The following is a 17,635-nucleotide window of genomic DNA, read 5'->3' on the forward strand; positions in this document are numbered from 1 at the left end:
CGGATGTCTTCCCTGCTGCACCTGGATTCCAGCTCCAGTCGTATCGATGACTCGGTGAGCAGGCGGCTGACCTCGTTGTTCGCGGACACCTGGCGGAAGGTGCACAGCGCAGCCGGGTACCGCTACCGGGACCTCGCGGTGGACCCGGTACCCCTGGTCGGCCCGGCCTACTGCGCCCTCGGCCGCCGACTGGAGCGGGAGGGCCTCGTCCCGGCGGACGCGGTCGCGAGGCAGGTTGACGGGCCCGACGAGCAGCGCGAGTGGGCGTTGACTCTGCCGTTGATCACCGAGCTGCTGAGCGCGGACACGGTGCTGCTTGGCGTCCCGATGTACAACTTCTCCATCCCCGCCTCCCTGAAAGCGTGGATCGACCGAATCACCTTTCCCGGCGCGTACACCGACCCGGCTACCGGCGCGAGCTTGCTGCGCGGCACGCGGGTCGTGGTGGTCACCGCACGCGGCGGCAGCTACGGCCCTGGGACTCCCCGCGAGGCCTTCGACTTCCAGGAGCCCTACCTGCGGGCGTACTTCGGTGACCTAGGGGTGTCCACAGAGGACATGCTCTTCGTCCACGCCGAGATGACTCTGGCGACGATCGTGCCGAAGCTGGACCGTTTCCGGGCGATGGCCGAAAGCTCGCTGGCCGCGGCACAGGACGCGGTATCCACGTTGGCCAAGTGCTCGTTCTGACGACTACAAGCCGGGCAACGCCCTCGTCCCTTACGGACCGACGACTCGCACTCGTGCAGGGGTTTCCGGACCGAGCGGACCAGCGAGGCGACCGCGAAGGCGGCGAGCCCGCACAAGGTGATCGCCACGGCGTCGTCGACGGAGCGCGGCGTGAACGCCAACTCCCCACCGTGCCCGAGGACGAATCCGGCGTGCAGGCACCAGCAGACCACGGCCGTGGCCAGCGCCGCGCCCAACGTGGAGGTGGTCGCGATGGTGTCCACCACGGCGGCCATCGCGATGAGCGAGAGCACCGGCTTGCCGGCCGACGCCCTGACTGCGCATGCCTCCAGCACACTCCGGGAACGCCCGTGTGAAGGCGACCTCCGAACACCGTTGCTGGGTTTCTCGACGGGCCATTGACCAACGTGGTGCGGACGACGCGCAAAGATCGCGTGGGGAGAGCCGAGTTCGCCTGCCGGGCGTGGCACTCTCATCCCGCCCAGCAGGCGAACGGCAGCGCTTGACCCCGTCGGTGGCCTCGCGGCGCTGTCGCTGGACGCCATGGCCTCCGTCGCCTACGGACCCGTGCTCGCCCTGGCGGGCGGCGCCCATCGGCGGACTCCCCTGCGACCGTGGATGATCATCCAGCAGCGGCGCGAGGCCACCACCCGCGAGGTGAATGCGCTGACCAACCAGCAGCTCGCCGACCGCCAGTTGACCGGGGCGGGTCTGCTGGACAGGCGCACCGGCGACGGCGGCGCGCAGGCGAAGCCCTACCGCTCCAAGGCCCGCTCCTGATGGCTCGACGACCCACCCACCGAGCTGGACCACCTCAGGGCTCGGTTCCACACGGTCAGAACCAGTGCAGGCAGTGCGGGGAGCGGTCGGCGCGGAAGAGTGCGTCAGCGAGCGCTGCCGCGCCAGGACGGTGGGCTTTGATGTGTCCGGCGCGCACGAGCGTGCTCGGTGCGGTGCCGCCGAGGTAGACCGAGCCCAGGTCGCTCACGTCGAGGGACAGGTCGGGCTCCCGGTCCGTCGGGACGCAGTCGGCTTTGCTGTCGCGGACGGTCAGCAGGTAGCGGCCGTGCTCACCGAGGAACTGGTCGTCGACGTCGAGGACGAGCTCGCCGTCCGTGAACCAGCCGCGCGCGGTCAGCGCACGCGGGACGTCCAGCAGCCGCACCCAGAGCCAGTCCATGTTGTTGCTCACCTGGCCGGCGCGGAGGTCCGCCAACTGCCAGCACAGCGGGTGATCGGGCGGGAAGTGCTTGAACACGACCTGAGTGGCCAGGTCGTGTTCGAGCGCGAACCGGGCCAGGGCCGTGAAGACGGCGTCGTCGGTGGCGATGACCTCGTCGACCGTCAAGGTCTCGGACTCGCCGAGCGAGTAGCTGGCGTACCCGTCGGGGACGCCGTCAGCGGCACGGTGGACGGCGACGTAGCGCGGCGCCGGAGAGATCGGGGGCTGCCCCGCGCCCGAGGCCCACCAGCGGTGCGGACGGGACAGCGCGCCGGGCTGTGCGCGGCGGTACCGGTCGTAGACCTCTTCCAGGATCTCGCCGCACTCGGCACGCCGCAGCAGCTCGATCGAGCCAGTCGCCGGGGCGTCGGCCGTTCCGCGTGCCCTGGGGCGGGCGAAGGAGGCCCGGTGGCGCTGCACCGTCAGCCGCTGCGTGTAGGTCGCCGGTCCGTAGCCGAACCTGCGGTAGATCAGGGCCTCGGAGGCCAGCAGCACGGAGAGGAACTCCCCTCGGGCCCGCAGCTCGGCGAGCTGGTGCCGCATCATCGCACTGAGCACGCCTTGGCGTCGGTGCGAGGGCAGGACACCGACGGCGCTCACCCCGGCGGCCGGGGCGAGGACCTCACCGGGCAGCGTGAGCTCGAAGGAGTACGAACTGGCGGTACCGACGGGCCGCCCGTCCGCCGTCACGGCGATCAGGTTGCGGTCCGTTTCGAGCGCCGACCACCAGACCCCGCCGCCGTCGGTCGGGGTCTCCGGGAAGCGCCCGAACGCGGCATGGAGTGTGTCGACGAAGACCTTGAGGTCCTGGTCGGTCGTAGGACGGATCTCCATCGCTGTCGCTGCCTTCCCGGGATTGTCGGCACCACGACTCGTGGTGTGCCGCCACAGTGCAGCGTGGGCCCGTGGCCAGATCAAGCGAATTTGGGCCGAGCCCGTGGCCGGTCACGGCGCAACCCGGTCCTAGGGGTGAGTCGTGGCCGTCCGCCCCATCCGTTCGCGGCGTTGGGGTAGGCGTGAACGCCTCGGCGCACTCCGTGCCGGAACGAGCGAAACGCTTGTCCGGCGCCAACTCCTTTCGCTGGCAGGTATCCGCCAGCGCGTTCAGGCGAGCAGCTTCGCTTCCTCGTCTGCGGAGAAACCGCGTCCCAGAGGCGGTTCGCCTCGTTCGCGGTCCCAGACGAGGACGTCAGCCGCCGTCACCTCCAGCGGTGTCGAGGGCATACCGGCGGCCCGTGCGCGCGCGGCGCTTCGTTGCTGTGTGGGCCAGTTCGGCCGGATGAGCGGGAACAGCGGCGGGAGCGCCTCGGGTGTGACCGGGACGATCTCCACTTGGGTGCCCGCCACTCGCGCACAGGTCTCGATGAGCCCGCCCAGGGTGGTCGGCTCGGCCGGGCCGACCGCGTTGAACACTCCGTCCCGCTCGTCCCGTACCAGCCGGACCACGAGCCGGGCGAGATCACGGGAGTCGATCACCTGCACCGGCTGCTCCGGCCGGCCGGGCAGGGCCACGCGGCCGCCCTGTGCGGCGCGGCGCACCCAGTAGGTGAACATCTCCGACGGGTCGTGCGGCCCGGCCACCTTCCCCGGCCGCACGATCGTCGCGCGCCGTCCGTACCGGGCGGCCACATCGTTCTCGCACGCGACCTTCAACGGCCCGTAGGTCGCATCGTCCAGCTCCTCGGTGTCGCGCACCTCCGGGCGAAGCGGCGCGGTTTCGTCCGAGCCCGGCTCGACGTCCTCGCGCGCGTACACGGCGTGGCTGGAGATGAACAGGTATCGGCCGACTCGGTCGCCGAGCGCGTCCATGGCCTGTCCGACGTGGCGCGGAACGTAACCGCTGACGTCGACCACCGCGTCCCAGGTGCCGTCGCGCAGGGCGTCGTAGTCGCCGGTGTCGCGGTCACCGACGAGCCTGGGCACATCGGGGAACAGCTCGGATCCGGTCCTGCCCCGGCTGAACAGCGTCACCTCGGCACCGGTGCGCAGCGCGTCCTCCACGATCGTCCGGCCCACGAACGACGTTCCCCCCAGCACCAGAATCCGCATGCGCCCCAGGCTAAGTCGGGGCACCACCACCTCACCACCCCTGGCGCCCCCGCCCACATCCCCTCCCCCGTCTCACCCACATCCCCTCCCGTCTCGCTCCCCCCGTCTCGCCCACGTCTCGCCCCCGTCTCGCGTTTTGTAGCCTTAATGCGAAATGGGAGCGCTCTTTCGCGCATCAAGGTGACAAAACGCGAAAGCTCCGACCACGCCAGCCAGTTCACGCGTGCACGGGGGCACGGGGCTCGGGGCACGGGGGCGGGGGAGTTCCGTGAGTGACCGCCGCACGGGAGGTCACCTGTAGGGGTCCCACAACGCCGCGTCGTCGCCCGCGCGCAGGACGCGCAGCCGGTGGTGCATCTGTTCCCGGATACCGCGGTCCACCGAGACCATCGGCAACGCGATGGTCACCAGCTCCAGCTCGCGCACGCGGCGGAGCACGTTGAAGCCGTCCCAGGTGGTGACGTCGAATCCGTAGAAGTCGGCGAGCTCCCGGTGGGCGGCGACCCCGCCGGGCAGACGCAGCGCCGCGACCGCGGTCGGCACCAGGTCCCACTCGGCGGGGCCGACGCAGACCCCGTCCAGATCGGCCAGCACCGCTCCTGCCACCCCGCTGAGGACGTTGGCCGGCTGCGCGTCGCCGTGGATCACCGCGCGCGGCAGCTGGAAGCTCAGCTTTTCCACGTACTTCTCGACCTCGTCGCAGTGCGACAGCAACCAGTCCGCCAGCTCGGGATCGAGGTCGGTGGCGTCGGCGACGCGGGTGCGCAGGTCCGCAACCGGGTCCCACTCGCGCAGCGCGGGATCGATCGAGATCGCGTGCAAACGCTTGAGCAGCGCGGCGAACTCCCCGCGCCCCACCGGCCAGGTGGACTCCGGGTGCCGCCGCCAGAACGTCACCGCGCCCTCCTCGGCCAGCACGGGCTGCTCGCAGTCGGTCTCGGCGAGCCGCACCGCGGGCACACCGTGCGCGGCCAGCAGCCGGGCCGCCCGCACGGCGGAGGACGCCCGGTGCCGCAGGCCCGGACTGAGGATGACCTTGGCGATGGTTCCACTGTCGGGGAGCAGGAACACCGCCGTACCAAGGACATTGACCAGCCGAGCGCCGCTGGGGTCGATCCCCGCGCGATCACACGCCTGTACGAGCACCGACTTCACCCGCAGGAGCAGGGACCACGATGGACCGTGGCCATCCCGGAGGGAGCTGAGCATGATCACGTCTTCCCGCAGCACCTGAAAGGCACCAGCCGCGCTTCCGGACTGCCGCCATGGCAAGGCGCATAGGCCCGCGGCCACGCTAACCCTCCGAGAGCACACCACTCAGCGTCCGAAGAGGTGATTCTCGGTGCGCTGACAGCAGGGGAAACGGCTCAAACACCACGAAACAGCCGTCCGGAGGTTTGAACCACGCCAAACGGGGCACCACCGCACGCGGTGGTTCCTTGTCTGCCAACGAGTTCCGGCAACACCGCCGATCACCGGCCACGGTCGTTCGCCTCGAACGCGGGCCCAATGGCCGTGCCGTGAGGACTTCCGGCCCCGGTCCCAGCCCACCCGTGCGTGCAAGCGTCGTCGCGGCGAGAACTCCAGGAGGTGGCGCATGAGAACCGGTATGCCCGAAGACGACACCGTGCTGGCCGCGATCGAACTGGCGGGACGGGCCCCATCCGTGCACAACTCGCGATTATGGCGGTGGCGCATCGACGACACCGCGTTGCACCTGTACGCCGACTGGACACGACACGTGCCCGTGACCGACCCCGACGGGCGTGACCTCGCGATCAGCTGCGGGGCCACGCTGCACCACCTGCGCGTCGCGCTGGCCGCGCTCGGCTGGGGCAGCGTCGTGCACCGCCTCCCCCACCCCTACGACCTCCGCCACCTGGCGTCGGTGACGCTCTACAGCAGACAGCCCCGCTCCGACGACATCGCGCTCCTCGCGGCGATTCAGAACCACCGCTGCGACCGCAGGGCCTACAGCTCCTGGCCCGTACCGGACCAGCTGATCGACGAGCTCCGGGAGTCCGCCGCCACCGAGGGCTGCGCCCTGCGCCTGGTCACCGATCGGACCGGACGAGCCGAGCTGCTCGCCGCGATCGTCGCGACCGACCGGGCGCAGCGGGAAGCTCTCGCCCAGCCCGCGGTGTGCAGCGGACGGCACGCCGGGCACCGGGTCGGCGTGCTCGCGGCGTCCGGAGCCGTGGTCCACACCGGACCGGAGGAGGACCCGCTCCAGCCAGCCGAGACCCGCTCCGATCCCGAGGCGGGTGTCCTGCTCGTCGTCGGCACCTCGGCCGACGACGTGGCGTCCCGACTGCGCGCGGGCGAGGCCGCGAGCGCGGTCTTGTTGCGCGCCAACAGCTTCCAGCTCGCGAGCCACATGCTCACCCAGCCGCTGGACGTCCGTGGCATCCGGGCCGGGACCAGGCGGCGGGTGCTCGGTGGCGAGCTGTTCCCGCAGATCGTGCTCCGCCTGGGGTGGCCGCACGTCACCGCCGAGCCGCTGCCGACCAGCCCTCGGCCCGCGGTGTCCGCGATCTCCGAGCCGCTCACCCCATGACAGCGGCGGACGAGGCGGCGACCGGCTCCGTGCTGGACTTCGACGAGCTCGGCAGGGACGACACCGCCATCGCCGGGGGCAAGGGCGCCAACCTCGGTGAGCTGACCGCGGCCGGGCTGCCGGTGCCGCCGGGGTTCGTCGTCACCACGGCGGCTTACCTGGCGTCGATGGCCGAAGGCGGGGTTCGCGAGGAGATCGAGCGAACGGTGCGGGAGACGCTGGCGCACGGCGACGACCTCGACGTGATCAGCCAGGCCAGCGACCGCCTGCGCGCGCTCGTGCGGAGGGCTGGCATGCCCCCGGAGGTGCGCGCCGCCGTGGTTGCGGCCTACGACCGCCTCGGCGGGCCGGTGGCGGTGCGGTCGTCGGCCACCTCTGAGGACACCGCTGACACGTCCTTCGCGGGGATGAACGAGACGTTCACCAACACCGTCGGCACCGATGCCGTCATCGCGCGGGTGGTGGACTGCTGGGCGTCGCTGTTCGGCGAGCGCTGTCTCGCCCACCGCGCGGAGCGGGGCCTGACCGAGGAGCCCGCCATCGCCGTCGTGGTGCAGACGATGGTCCCCTCGCAGCGTTCCGGGGTCGTGTTCACCGCGGACCCCTCGACAGGTGAGCGCGACCGCATCGTGGTGGAGGCCGCGTTCGGGCTCGGTGAGGTCGTGGTCAGCGGCGCGGTGGAGCCGGACACCCATCTCGTGTCCAAAAAGGACTTCACGGTGCTCGGCACCCGGGTCGGCGTCAAGAAGCACAAGCTCGTGCCCGGCCCGGACGGCGGTGACCTCCGGGTCGAGCTCACCGGTGACGAGCCGACCCGGCGCGTGCTCAGCGACCACGAGCTCGTCGCGCTCGCCAGGCTCGCGGTCTGCGTCGAGACCCACTACGGCCGCCCGCAGGAGATCGAGTGGGCCATGGCCGACGACCACACCTGGCTGGTGCAGACCCGGCCGGTCACCATCCTGGACCAGCGGCCGGGACGCGACGGCGACGTGCTGCTGACCGGGCTGCCCGCCTCCCCCGGCACCGCGAGCGGCGCGGTCCGGGTGCTCGGCTCCCCGGCGCAGGCGCGGCAGCTGCACGACGGAGACGTGCTCGTCGCGACCGCGACCGCCCCGGACTGGGTGCCGGTGATGCGCAGGGCCGTCGCGATCGTCACCGACGAGGGCGGGTTGACCTGCCACGCCGCGATCGTCGCGCGGGAGCTCGGCGTGCCCTGTGTGGTGGGCACCAGGACCGCGACCACCTCGCTCGCCGAAGGACGCCAGGTCACGGTGGACGGCCGCGAGGGCACGGTGCTCGCGGGGACCGTTCGACGAGCGCGCACCGAGGTGCACACCCCCACCCCACGGCCATCGGTGCCGGTGGAGCCACTGGCCACCAGGCTCTACGTCAACCTGGCCCTGCCCGAGGACGCCGAGGCCGCCGCCGCGCTGCCGGTGGACGGGGTCGGGCTGCTGCGCGCGGAGTTCATGCTCACCGACGCCCTGGCGGGCACCCACCCGCGCCGGTTCCTCGCCGGGGAGGGGCCGGAGCCCCTCGTCGAGGCGATGACGGACGCGCTGCTGAGGATCACCCGCCCCTTCGCGCCGAGACCGGTGGTCTACCGCGCGATGGACTTCCGCACCAACGAGTTCCGCGGCCTGACCGGCGGAGTGGACTTCGAGCCCGTGGAGAGCAACCCGGTGATCGGCTACCGCGGCTGCTTCCGGTGCGTCCGGGAACCGGAGCTGTTCGCGCTGGAGCTCCGGGCGCTGGCCCGGGTCCGCGAGCAGGCCCCGAACCTGCACCTGATGATCCCGTTCGCGCGGACCCGCTGGGAGCTGGCGGCGTGCCTGGAGCTGGTGGAGGCCAGTCCGCTCGGCAGGCAGCGCGGCCTGCTGCGCTGGGTCATGGCCGAGGTGCCCTCGGTGGCGTACCGGATCGCCGAGTACGCGGCGATGGGCGTCGACGGGGTCTGCATCGGCAGCGACAGCCTCACCCAGCTGGTGCTGGGCGTCGACCGGGACTCCGCGGCGTGCGCCGAGCTGTTCGACGAGTCCGACCCGGCCGTGCTCGACACCATCACCCGGATCATCACGGCCTGTGCGGACTCCGGAATCACCTCGTCGCTGTGCGGCCAGGTCCCGTCCGACCACTCCGTGTTCGCCGAGCACCTGGTGCGCGCCGGGATCACCTCGGTCTCGGTGAACCCGGAGGCCGTGCACCGGGCGCGCACGACCATCGGCTCCGCCGAACGCCGCGTCCTCCTGCGCGCCGCGCTCCGCTGAGCACCAGGTCCCGGAACCGGCCGGGACGGGACCTGGTGCGTTGCGCTCACAGCGTCCGGTGGAAGGTGCGGTTGACGACGTCGAGCTGCTGCTCCCGGGTCAGCCTCGTGAAGTTCACCGCGTAGCCGGACACCCGGAGCGTCAGCCTCGCGTGGTCCTCCGGGCGCGCCATGGCGTCCACCAGGGTCTCCCGGCTGAGCACGTTGGCGTTGAGGTGGTAGCCGCCCGCGTCCACGTAGGCGTCGAGCACGCCGACCAGGTTGCTGACCCGCTCCTCCTTTGTGCGGCCGAGCCCCTCCGGGGTGATCGTCGTCGTCAGCGAGATCCCGTCCTGGGCCTGGTCGTAGGGCAGCTTCGCCACCGACAGCGCCGCCGCGAGCAGGCCGCGGTTGTCGCGGCCGTTCATCGGGTTGGCACCGGGCGCGAACGGCGCGTGGGCGCGGCGGCCGTCCGGGGTGTTGCCGGTGCTCTTGCCGTACACCACGTTCGAGGTGACCGTCAGGACCGACAGGGTGTGCTCGGCATCCCGGTAGGCGGGGTTCTGGCGCAGCTTGGCCATGAAGTCCTCGACCAGGTCCACCGCGATCTCGTCGGCGCGGTCGTCGTTGTTGCCGTAGCGGGGGAACTCACCCTCCACGACGTAGTCGACGGCGAGCCCGGCGTCGTCGCGGACCACCCGCACGCGCGCGTGCCGGATCGCCGAGAGGCTGTCCACCACGACGGACAGGCCCGCGATCCCGCAGCCGAGCAGGCGGTGCACCGGGTGGTCGTGCAGCGCCATCGCGATCCGCTCGTAGGCGTACTTGTCGTGCATGTAGTGGATGATGTTGAGCGCGTCCACGTAGACCCCGGCGAGCCAGTCGGTGACCTGGTCGAAGGCCACCTCCACCTGGTGCGGGTCCAGGTACTCCCCTTGCAGCACCGGGCCCTTGGGGGCGATCTGCTCCCCCGTCAGCTCGTCGCGGCCGCCGTTGATCGCGTACAGCAGCGCCTTGGCCAGGTTCACCCGCGCGCCGAAGAACTGCATCTGCTTGCCGACCCGGGTCGCCGACACGCAGCAGGCGATGGCGGTGTCGTCGCCGAAGCGCGGGCGGATGAGGTCGTCGCTCTGGTACTGGATGGAGCTGGTGTCCACCGAGACCCTGCCGCAGAACCGTTTGAAGCCCTCCGGCAGCCGGGGCGACCACAGCACCGTCAGGTTCGGCTCCGGCGCCGGACCGAGGTTGTACAGCGTCTGCAGCAGCCGGAAGCAGGTGCGCGTGACCAGGGGACGGCCGTCGAGGCCGATGCCGCCGAGCGTCTCGGTCACCCAGGCCGGGTCGCCGGAGAACAGCTCGTCGTAGGCGGGGTTGCGCAGGAAGCGCACGATCCGCAGCTTGATCACGAGGTCGTCGACAAGCTCCTGGGCCTGCCGCTCGGTCAACCTGCCGGAGACCAGGTCCCGCTGGAGGTAGACGTCGAGGAACGCGGCGTTGCGCCCCAGCGACATCGCGGCGCCGCTCTGTTCCTTCACCGCGGCCAGGTAGCCGTAGTAGAGCCACTGCACCGCCTCCCGCGCGGTGGTGGCGGGGCGGGAGATGTCGTCGCCGTAGCACTTCGCCATCTCCCTCAGCTCGCGCAGCGCGCGGATCTGCTCGGCCAGCTCCTCCCTGTCCCTGATGGTGTCCTCCGTGGACGGGGCGTCGTCGAGCGCCGAGCGCTCGCGGAGCTTCTGCTGCAGCAACCGGTTCACGCCGTAGAGCGCCACCCTGCGGTAGTCGCCGATGATCCGGCCCCGGCTGTAGGAGTCCGGCAGCCCCGTGATGATCCCGGCGCGGCGGGCGCGCAGGATCTCGGCGGTGTAGGCGTCGAACACGCCGTCGTTGTGCGTCTTGCGGTACTTGGTGAAGACCTCCCGGACCGCGGGGTCCAGCTCGTAGCCGTGGGCGTTGAGCCCGTTCTCCAGCACGCGCAGCCCGCCGACGGGCATGATCGCGCGCTTGAGCGGCGCGTCGGTCTGCAGGCCGACGATCAGCTCGCGGTCGCGGTCGATGTAGCCGGGGGCGTGCGAGGTGATCGACGACGGGGTGTGCGGGTCGACGTCGTGGACGCCCCTGCGGCGTTCCTCGTCGAACATCGCGGTGAGCGTGCTCCACAGTGCGGTCGTGCGTTCGGTCGGGCCGCTGAGGAAGCCGGCGTCGCCGCGGTAGGGGACGTAGTTGAACTGGACGAAGTCGCGGACGTCGATCTCGGTCCGCCATCGTTCGCCGCAGAAGCCGTTCCACGCCTCTGGTTCGGTGAGTGGCTCGGTCGTGGGCGCAGCCATGACGGTGTTCTCCTTGTTCTGCTTGTCGAGCTTCTCGCGGTGGTCAGCGGAACAGCACGACTTTCAGCGCCCCGGTGTCGGCGGGGCGGGAGAACACGTCGTAGGCGGCCTCCATCTCGGCGAGGCCGAACCGGTGGGTGACGAACCGCTCAGCGTCCAGCCGCCCGGTGGCGAGCATGCGCAGCAGCGTGGGCGTGCTGCTGGTGTCCACCAGGCCGGTGGTGATCGTGAGGTCGCGGCTCCACAGCTCTTCCAGGTGCAGCGTGGCGGGTCTGCCGTGCACACCGATGTTGGCGACGTGGCCGCCGGGACGAACCATGCGGGTGCACAGTTCGAAGCTGTCCGCGGCGCCGACCGCCTCGATCGCCGCATCGGCCCCCGCGCCCCCGGTCAGCTCCGCGACCACGGTGAGCGGGTCGTCGTCGGCGCTGACCACGATGTCGGCGCCGAAGCGCTTGGCCGCTTCCAGCCGGGCGGGGGCGAGGTCCACCGCCACGATGTGGCTGGGGCTGTAGAGCCGAGCGGTCCGGATCGCGGCCAGGCCGATCGGTCCCGCGCCCACCACGACGACCGTGTCGCCGGGGGCGACCCGCGCGCTGAGCACCCCGACCTCGTAGGCGGTTGGCAGGATGTCGGCGAGCATGACCGCCGCCTCGTCGGCGACGTCGGCGGGCACCAGGTGGGTGGAGGTGTCGGCGAAGGGAACGCGGACGTAGTCGGCCTGGGTGCCGTCGATGGTGTGCCCCAGGGTCCACCCGCCGCCGCGGCACTGGCCGTAGGTACCGGTGCGGCAGCTCGCGCAGCGCCCACAGGCCGTGATGCAGGAGATCAGCACGCGGTCGCCGGGCCTGCGACCGAGCACGGCGGAGCCGACCCGCTCGACCGTGCCGACGGCCTCGTGGCCCAGGACGCGGCCCGGCTCCACCTCCGGCACGTCCCCCTTGAGGATGTGCAGGTCGGTACCGCAGATGGTGGTCGCGTCCACCCGCACGACCGCGTCGGCCGGATGGCAGATCTCCGGGTCGGGCACATCCTCCCAGAACCGGTGGCCGGGACCGTGGTAGGTCAGCGCCTTCATCGTTTCTCCTTGCCGGGTGAGGGTTTCAGGGGGTGCGTGCGGGCCGCACGACGGCGACCGGGCACGGAGCGTGGTGCAGCAGGGCCTGGCTGGTGGAGCCGAGCAGCATGCCGCGCAGGCCGCCCCGTCCCCGCGAGCCGACCACGAGCAACCGGGCGCCCGCGGCGTGCCGGAGCAGGGCGCGCGGGGCGGTGCCCTTCCCGACGACGCGGCGCACCGGCACGTCGGGGAACTTCTCCTGCCAGCCGGCGAGGCGCTCGGCGAGCAGCAGACGGGCCTCGTCCTCGATGGCCGCCCAGTCGAGCATCAGGTGCGGTGCCATCGCCCACGTGCCCTCGGCGAGCAGGTCGTTCCACGCGTGCACGGCGATCAGGGCGGCGTTGCGGCGCGAGGCCGCGTCGAAGGCGAACTCCAGCACCCCGTCGCTCGCGGCCGTGCCGTCGACGCCGACGACGACGGGGCCCTCCCACGGTGGTGGCTCGCCGGTGCGCGCGCCGCGCACCACCACGACCGGGCAGTGTCCGTGCGCGGCCAGCGCGACCGCCACCGAGCCGACGACCAGCGAGGTGAAGCCGCCGAGACCTCGGGAGCCGAGCACGGCCAGCCGCGCCTGCCGGGACAGCTCGGTCAGGGCCTCCGCCGCCGTACCCACCACGAGCTGGGTTTCCAGCGGAACGTCGGGAGCGGCCTGCTCGGCCAGCCCGGCGGCGGTGGCGAGGTGCTGCTCGCCCTGCTCGCGCAGCGCGTCGTCGAAGGACCTGGGCAGCCGCACCGGGGTGTGGACCGCGACCTCCAGGCAGGCGTGCACCAGGTGCAGCGGGACCCGGTGGTGGGCGGCCTCGATGGCGGCCCAGCGCACCGCGTGCTCGGCCGAGGCCGAGCCGTCGACTCCCACGATGACCGGCTTGGTCACGGGAAGACCTCCAGGCACCGGGGCTGGGCGATGTCGTAGGGCGCCTTGCGCGGTGCGGTGGGCTGGACCCGGGCCGCCCGCCCGATCCGCAGCAGGGCGTGTGGCCTGCCCGGCAGCTCCAGCCAGCCCGCGAGGCCGCCGCGCACCTCGGCCAGGTGCAGCGGCTGGGTCACCACTGAGGCGGCGAGGCCGAGTGCGGTCGCGGCGAGCCAGGCCCGCTCCAGCGCGGCCCCGGCGAGCAGGTGCTCTCGCCGCCCGTCGTTCTCGGTGAACACCACCAGCACCGACTCCTTGGCGATGTGCTCGGCGATCACCTCGCGGTCCGGCGCGGGCGCGCCCAGCCTGCTCAGCCGCGACCGGGGCCCGACCAGGTCCTGCGGCAGCGCCGGGTGCACCCGCCTGGTGCCGCGGTGGGTGATCCAGCCGAGCAGCTCGCGCTGGTAGTACCGGTTGAGCCGGAAGACGTTGGTGGCGTGCTCGACCAGTCCGGCGACGGCGTGGACCTGGTCGGTGCCGTTGATCAGGTGCGTGCCGACGCCCTCATCACCGGCTTCGGCCACGATGGCCCGCAGCGCGTACTCCGACACGGGCTCACCGGTGAAGGGCAGGCGGTAGGACCGGCGGCGCGGGATCGCGGCGAACATGGCGTGCTCGGTGCTGCTGGTCGGCAGGCGACCGGTCGCGGTCACAGTGCCCACCCAGTCCGGCATCAGCGGGTCGCCCAGCAGGGACACCGAGCTCCGCCAGCCGAGCTTGCGCACCGCGAGCCGCAGGTTGGCCAGCGCGCCACCGCAGGAGAGCAGCCGGTCACGGCCGGTCGGGTCGTCGTAGGGCAGGGCGATGTCTCGGCGTTCGAAGAGCAGGGCGTCCCGGCCGCTGAGCTCCAGCGACCACGGCTGGGTGTTGTGCACCGAAGGCGCGCGTTGCACCGCGCGGATCAGGGTCTGGGTCTCGTCGTAGGACCAGGAGCTCATCGTGGAGTCCCTTCAGTCAGTAGGTAGGCACGATCGGTGGTTCCGCCTCGTGCTTGTGGTGCCGGTCGCGACCGGGCGGTGGGATGACCACGACGGGGACGGTGGCGTGGCGCACGCACGCGCTGCTGCAGGAGCCGAGCATCACCTCGCGCAGCAGTCCGCCCCGGTGCGAGCCGACCACCAGGAGCTCCGCGTCGTCGGCGGCCTCCAGCAGGCGCACCGACGGGTTGCCGGAGACGCTGCTGGTCTCCACCCAGACGGCGGCGGGCACGTGTTCCCGCGCCTGGTCCACCGCATCGGCGAGCAGCGTGCGCGACGCCTGGCGCACGGCCTCGACGGAGGTGAAGGCGAAGTCCGACAACGGCTCGTGGCTCCAGACGTTGACCGCGAGCACCGTGGCGCCGCGGATCACCGCCTCCCGCAAGGCCCAGACCAGCGCGGCGTGGCTCGACTCGCTCTCGTCGACCCCGACGACGATCGTGCTACGGCTCATGGCCCGGCCTCCCACCGCCGTCCCAGCTCCAGCCGGTGATGTGCGCCGGGTCCTCGCCGAACTCGCGGGTGTGGGCCCGGCAGCGCAGCCGCTCGTCGGCCATCCGCTGCCGCAGGTGCGCGGCTCGCACGGCCAGTCCCGGAACGCGGTCGATCACGTCCATGACCAGGTGGAAGCGGTCGAGGTTGTTGAGCATCACCATGTCGAAGGGCGTGGTTGTGGTGCCTTCCTCGATGTAGCCGCGCACGTGCAGGTTGGCGTGGCCCCTCCTGCGGTAGGCCAGCCGGTGGATCAGCCAGGGGTAGCCGTGGAAGGCGAACACGATCGGCCGGTCCGGGGTGAACAGCGCGTCGAACTCGCTGTCCGGCATGCCGTGCGGGTGCTCGGACGGCGGTTGCAACCGCATCAGGTCCACCACGTTGACCACGCGCACCGCCAGCTCCGGCAGCTCGGCGCGCAGGATCTTCGTCGCCGCGAGGGTCTCCAGGGTCGGCACGTCGCCCGCGCACGCGAGCACCACGTCGGGTTCGTGGCCGGAGTCGGTGCTCGCCCACTCGAACAGGCCGACGCCTCGGGTGCAGTGCGCGATCGCCTCCGGCATGCTCAGCCAGTTCGGCGCGGGCTGCTTGCCCGCGACGACCACGTTCACGTAGTCCCGGGAGCGCAGGCAGTGGTCGACGACCGACAGCAGCGTGTTGGCGTCCGGCGGCAGGTAGACGCGGACCACCTCCGCCTTCTTGTTGACCACGTGGTCGAGGAAGCCGGGATCCTGGTGGCTGAAGCCGTTGTGGTCCTGCCGCCACACGTGCGAGGTCAGCAGGTAGTTCAGCGAGGAGATCGGCCGCCGCCACGGCAGGGCTCTGGAGACCTTGAGCCACTTCGCGTGCTGGTTGAACATGGAGTCGACGATGTGGATGAACGCCTCGTAGCAGCTGAACAGGCCGTGTCTGCCGGTCAGCAGGTAGCCCTCGAGCCAGCCCTGGCACAGGTGCTCGGAGAGCACCTCCATCACCCGGCCCGCGCGGCCGAGGTGCTCGTCGGTGGGCAGCCGCCCGGCCATCCACGCCCGGTCGGTGGCCTCCAGGACGGCGTCCAGCCGGTTGGACGCGGTCTCGTCCGGGCCGAAGAGCCGGAAGGTGTGGGGGTTGGCCCGCACGACCTCGCGCAGCCATCGGCCGAGCACCCTGGTGGCCTCGGCCGTGGTGGCGCCGGGCGCGGGAACGTCGACGGCGAACTCGCGGAAGTCCGGCAGCCGCAGGTCCGCGCGCAGCAGCCCGCCGTTGGCGTACGGGGTCGCCGACAACCGCCGCTCGCCTTCAGGCACCAGCTCGTCGATCAGCTCGGTGGGGTGGCCGTGCGCGTCGAAGAGCTCCTCCGGCCGGTAGGAGCGCAGCCACGCCTCCAGCTGGGCGAGCCGCTCCGGGTCCTCGCGCACGCCGCTGAGCGGGACCTGGTGGGAGCGCCACGTCCCCTCCACCGGCACGCCGTCCACCACCTTCGGGCCGGTCCAGCCCTTCGGGCTGCGCAGCACGATGACCGGCCACTGTGGACGGTCGGTGAGGGTGCCGGAGCGGGCGGCGTGCTGGATCGCGGCGATCTCGTCGAGGGCCAGGTCCAGTTCGGCGGCCATGGCCCGGTGCATCGCCGATGGCTCGTCGCCGGAGACCAGGTGGACGCGGTGCCCGTAGCCCTCCAGCAACGCGCGCAGCTCGCGGTCACCGATCCGGGCGAGCACCGCGGGGTTGGCGATCTTGTAGCCGTTGAGGTGCAGGATCGGCAGCACCGCGCCGTCCCTGGCCGGGTCGAGGAACTTGGTCGAGTGCCAGCTCGCCGCCAGCGGCCCGGTCTCGGCCTCGCCGTCACCGACGACACAGGCGACCACCAGGTCGGGGTTGTCGAAGGCGGCGCCGTAGGCGTGGGCGAGGGAGTAGCCCAGCTCGCCGCCCTCGTGGATGGAGCCCGGCGTCTCCGGGGCGACGTGGCTGGGCGCCCCGCCGGGGAAGGAGAACCGGCGGAACAGCGCGCGCATGCCCTCGGCGTCGCGCCCGGCCTCCGGGTAGACCTCGCCGTAGGTGCGGTCCAGCCAGGCGGTCGCCAGCGCGGCGGGCCCGCCGTGGCCGGGGCCGAGCACGGAGAGCACCGACAGGTCCCGCTCGGCGATCACGCGGTTGAGGTGGGCGAGCACGAAGGTCAGCCCAGGCGTGGTGCCCCAGTGCCCGAGCAGCCTCGGCTTGACGTGCTCCGGCCGCAGCGGCTCGGTGAGCAGCGGGTTGTCCATCAGGTAGATCTGGCCGACGGAGAGGTAGTTCGCCGCCCGCCAGTAGGCGTCGAGCCGGTCCAGCTCGTGCTCGCCGAGTGGGCGCCCCTCCCCCGGATGGCCTTCGGCCGTCGTCACCTCGGCCACCTCGCACCCCTTCACCGTCGTGGAGCTCACAATCCCCACCGTGCCGTCCGCCGCCCCGGTCGAGCAGGGACCAAAGACCCTCACTCGGCGCTGAGTGACCTCAAGTCACTGCCGCCGCCGAACGATCCGCGCCGCGGCCCCCGGCCGGGTTCACGGCCCGGCTCGGCACGACAGGCCGAGCCCAGCACCCCCGCGACGTCCTCTGTGGACAGTGAAACGAACCGGAAGGCGTTGTCCCCCACCACCGGACCACATCACCGGCAGCCCCCCATCCCCGCTCCCGGCTCCCCGCTCCGGCTCCCGCCTCCCCGTCCCGCTCCCGCCTCCCGCACAGAGCCCCCCGGAACACCCAGAACCCGCCACGCGTTCCCCGCTTCTCGCGTTTTGTCACCTTAATGCGAAATGGGAGCGCTCTCTTTCGCAAAAAGGTGACAAAACGCGAAATCCCGACCACGCCGGGAAGGAGCTGGCGGCGGAGGGGTGGGGCGGAGGGGTGGCGCGAAGGCGGCGGAGGGGTGGAGGGGTGGGGGTGTGCGCGCCAGCGCCGGGGCGGGGAAGGTGCGCGGTGGGGGGCGGAGGTGCACGGCCCCGGTGGTGGGATGGCGGAGGGACGCGGGCTCGGTGGAGGGGCGGCGGTGGTGGGATGGCGGAGGGACGCGGGCTCGGTGGAGGGGCGGCGGTGG

Annotated in this window: 13 protein-coding genes; 4 read left to right on the plus strand and 9 right to left on the minus strand. The window is 72.0% G+C overall.

Translation table 11 applies throughout. The features are described from left to right. Positions 1–3 precede the first annotated feature (3 nt). Positions 4–690, plus strand: coding sequence for an FMN-dependent NADH-azoreductase (locus ACFFQA_RS27050; RefSeq protein WP_377858082.1), 687 nt, complete (start codon positions 4–6; stop codon positions 688–690). Between the two features lie 543 nt (positions 691–1,233). Then, positions 1,234–1,470 carry a hypothetical protein gene (locus tag ACFFQA_RS27055; protein ID WP_377858084.1) on the plus strand — a complete coding sequence of 79 codons (237 nt, stop codon included), beginning with the start codon at positions 1,234–1,236 and terminating at the stop codon, positions 1,468–1,470. A gap of 55 nt (positions 1,471–1,525) precedes the next feature. On the opposite strand, the gene ACFFQA_RS27060 is transcribed toward ACFFQA_RS27055, so the two are convergent. From ACFFQA_RS27060 to ACFFQA_RS27070, 3 genes are all read right to left on the minus strand, one after another. Continuing rightward, a complete protein-coding gene (locus ACFFQA_RS27060; protein WP_377858086.1) occupies positions 1,526–2,746 on the minus strand; it encodes a GNAT family N-acetyltransferase in 1,221 nt (406 codons plus the stop codon). Between the two features lie 270 nt (positions 2,747–3,016). Beyond that, positions 3,017–3,961, minus strand: a complete 945-nt coding sequence (locus tag ACFFQA_RS27065; RefSeq protein WP_377858089.1) for an NAD-dependent epimerase/dehydratase family protein — start codon at positions 3,959–3,961, stop codon at positions 3,017–3,019. 291 nt (positions 3,962–4,252) lie between these two features. Beyond that, positions 4,253–5,191 (minus strand): phosphotransferase family protein, encoded by a 939-nt coding sequence (locus tag ACFFQA_RS27070; RefSeq protein ID WP_377858092.1) that lies wholly within the window; start codon positions 5,189–5,191, stop codon positions 4,253–4,255. A 367-nt stretch (positions 5,192–5,558) separates the two neighbouring features. Here ACFFQA_RS27070 and ACFFQA_RS27075 point away from each other — a divergent pair, with 367 nt between their 5' ends. Continuing rightward, on the plus strand, positions 5,559–6,518 hold the full coding sequence (locus ACFFQA_RS27075) for an Acg family FMN-binding oxidoreductase (RefSeq protein WP_377858095.1): 960 nt from the start codon (positions 5,559–5,561) through the stop codon (positions 6,516–6,518). Then, complete coding sequence (gene ppsA / locus ACFFQA_RS27080) at positions 6,515–8,785, plus strand: phosphoenolpyruvate synthase (protein WP_377858098.1); 2,271 nt, start codon at positions 6,515–6,517, stop codon at positions 8,783–8,785. The genes ACFFQA_RS27075 and ppsA overlap by 4 nt, the downstream gene beginning before the upstream one ends. Before the next feature lie 46 nt (positions 8,786–8,831). Here the strand turns inward: ppsA and pflB are convergent, their stop codons facing one another. The 6 genes from pflB to ACFFQA_RS27110 are packed head-to-tail and all read right to left on the minus strand — an operon-like array spanning position 8,832 to position 16,943. Next, positions 8,832–11,090 carry a formate C-acetyltransferase gene (gene pflB, locus ACFFQA_RS27085; RefSeq protein ID WP_377858101.1) on the minus strand — a complete coding sequence of 753 codons (2,259 nt, stop codon included), beginning with the start codon at positions 11,088–11,090 and terminating at the stop codon, positions 8,832–8,834. A 43-nt stretch (positions 11,091–11,133) separates the two neighbouring features. After that, positions 11,134–12,168 (minus strand): zinc-dependent alcohol dehydrogenase family protein, encoded by a 1,035-nt coding sequence (locus tag ACFFQA_RS27090; protein WP_377858104.1) that lies wholly within the window; start codon positions 12,166–12,168, stop codon positions 11,134–11,136. Between the two features lie 25 nt (positions 12,169–12,193). Further along, positions 12,194–13,081: a universal stress protein gene (locus ACFFQA_RS27095; RefSeq protein WP_377858106.1), complete on the minus strand. Its 888-nt coding sequence runs from the start codon at positions 13,079–13,081 to the stop codon at positions 12,194–12,196. Continuing rightward, complete coding sequence (locus tag ACFFQA_RS27100; RefSeq protein WP_377858109.1) at positions 13,078–14,055, minus strand: Acg family FMN-binding oxidoreductase; 978 nt, start codon at positions 14,053–14,055, stop codon at positions 13,078–13,080. The genes ACFFQA_RS27095 and ACFFQA_RS27100 overlap by 4 nt, the downstream gene beginning before the upstream one ends. A 16-nt stretch (positions 14,056–14,071) precedes the next feature. Further along, on the minus strand, positions 14,072–14,548 hold the full coding sequence (locus tag ACFFQA_RS27105; RefSeq protein ID WP_377858112.1) for a universal stress protein: 477 nt from the start codon (positions 14,546–14,548) through the stop codon (positions 14,072–14,074). Further along, a complete protein-coding gene (locus ACFFQA_RS27110; protein WP_377858493.1) occupies positions 14,538–16,943 on the minus strand; it encodes a phosphoketolase family protein in 2,406 nt (801 codons plus the stop codon). Before ACFFQA_RS27110 ends, ACFFQA_RS27105 begins: the two co-directional genes overlap by 11 nt. Positions 16,944–17,635 lie beyond the last annotated feature (692 nt).

The organism is Allokutzneria oryzae (assembly GCF_042429765.1).
Taxonomy (GTDB): Bacteria; Actinomycetota; Actinomycetes; order Mycobacteriales; family Pseudonocardiaceae; genus Allokutzneria; species Allokutzneria oryzae.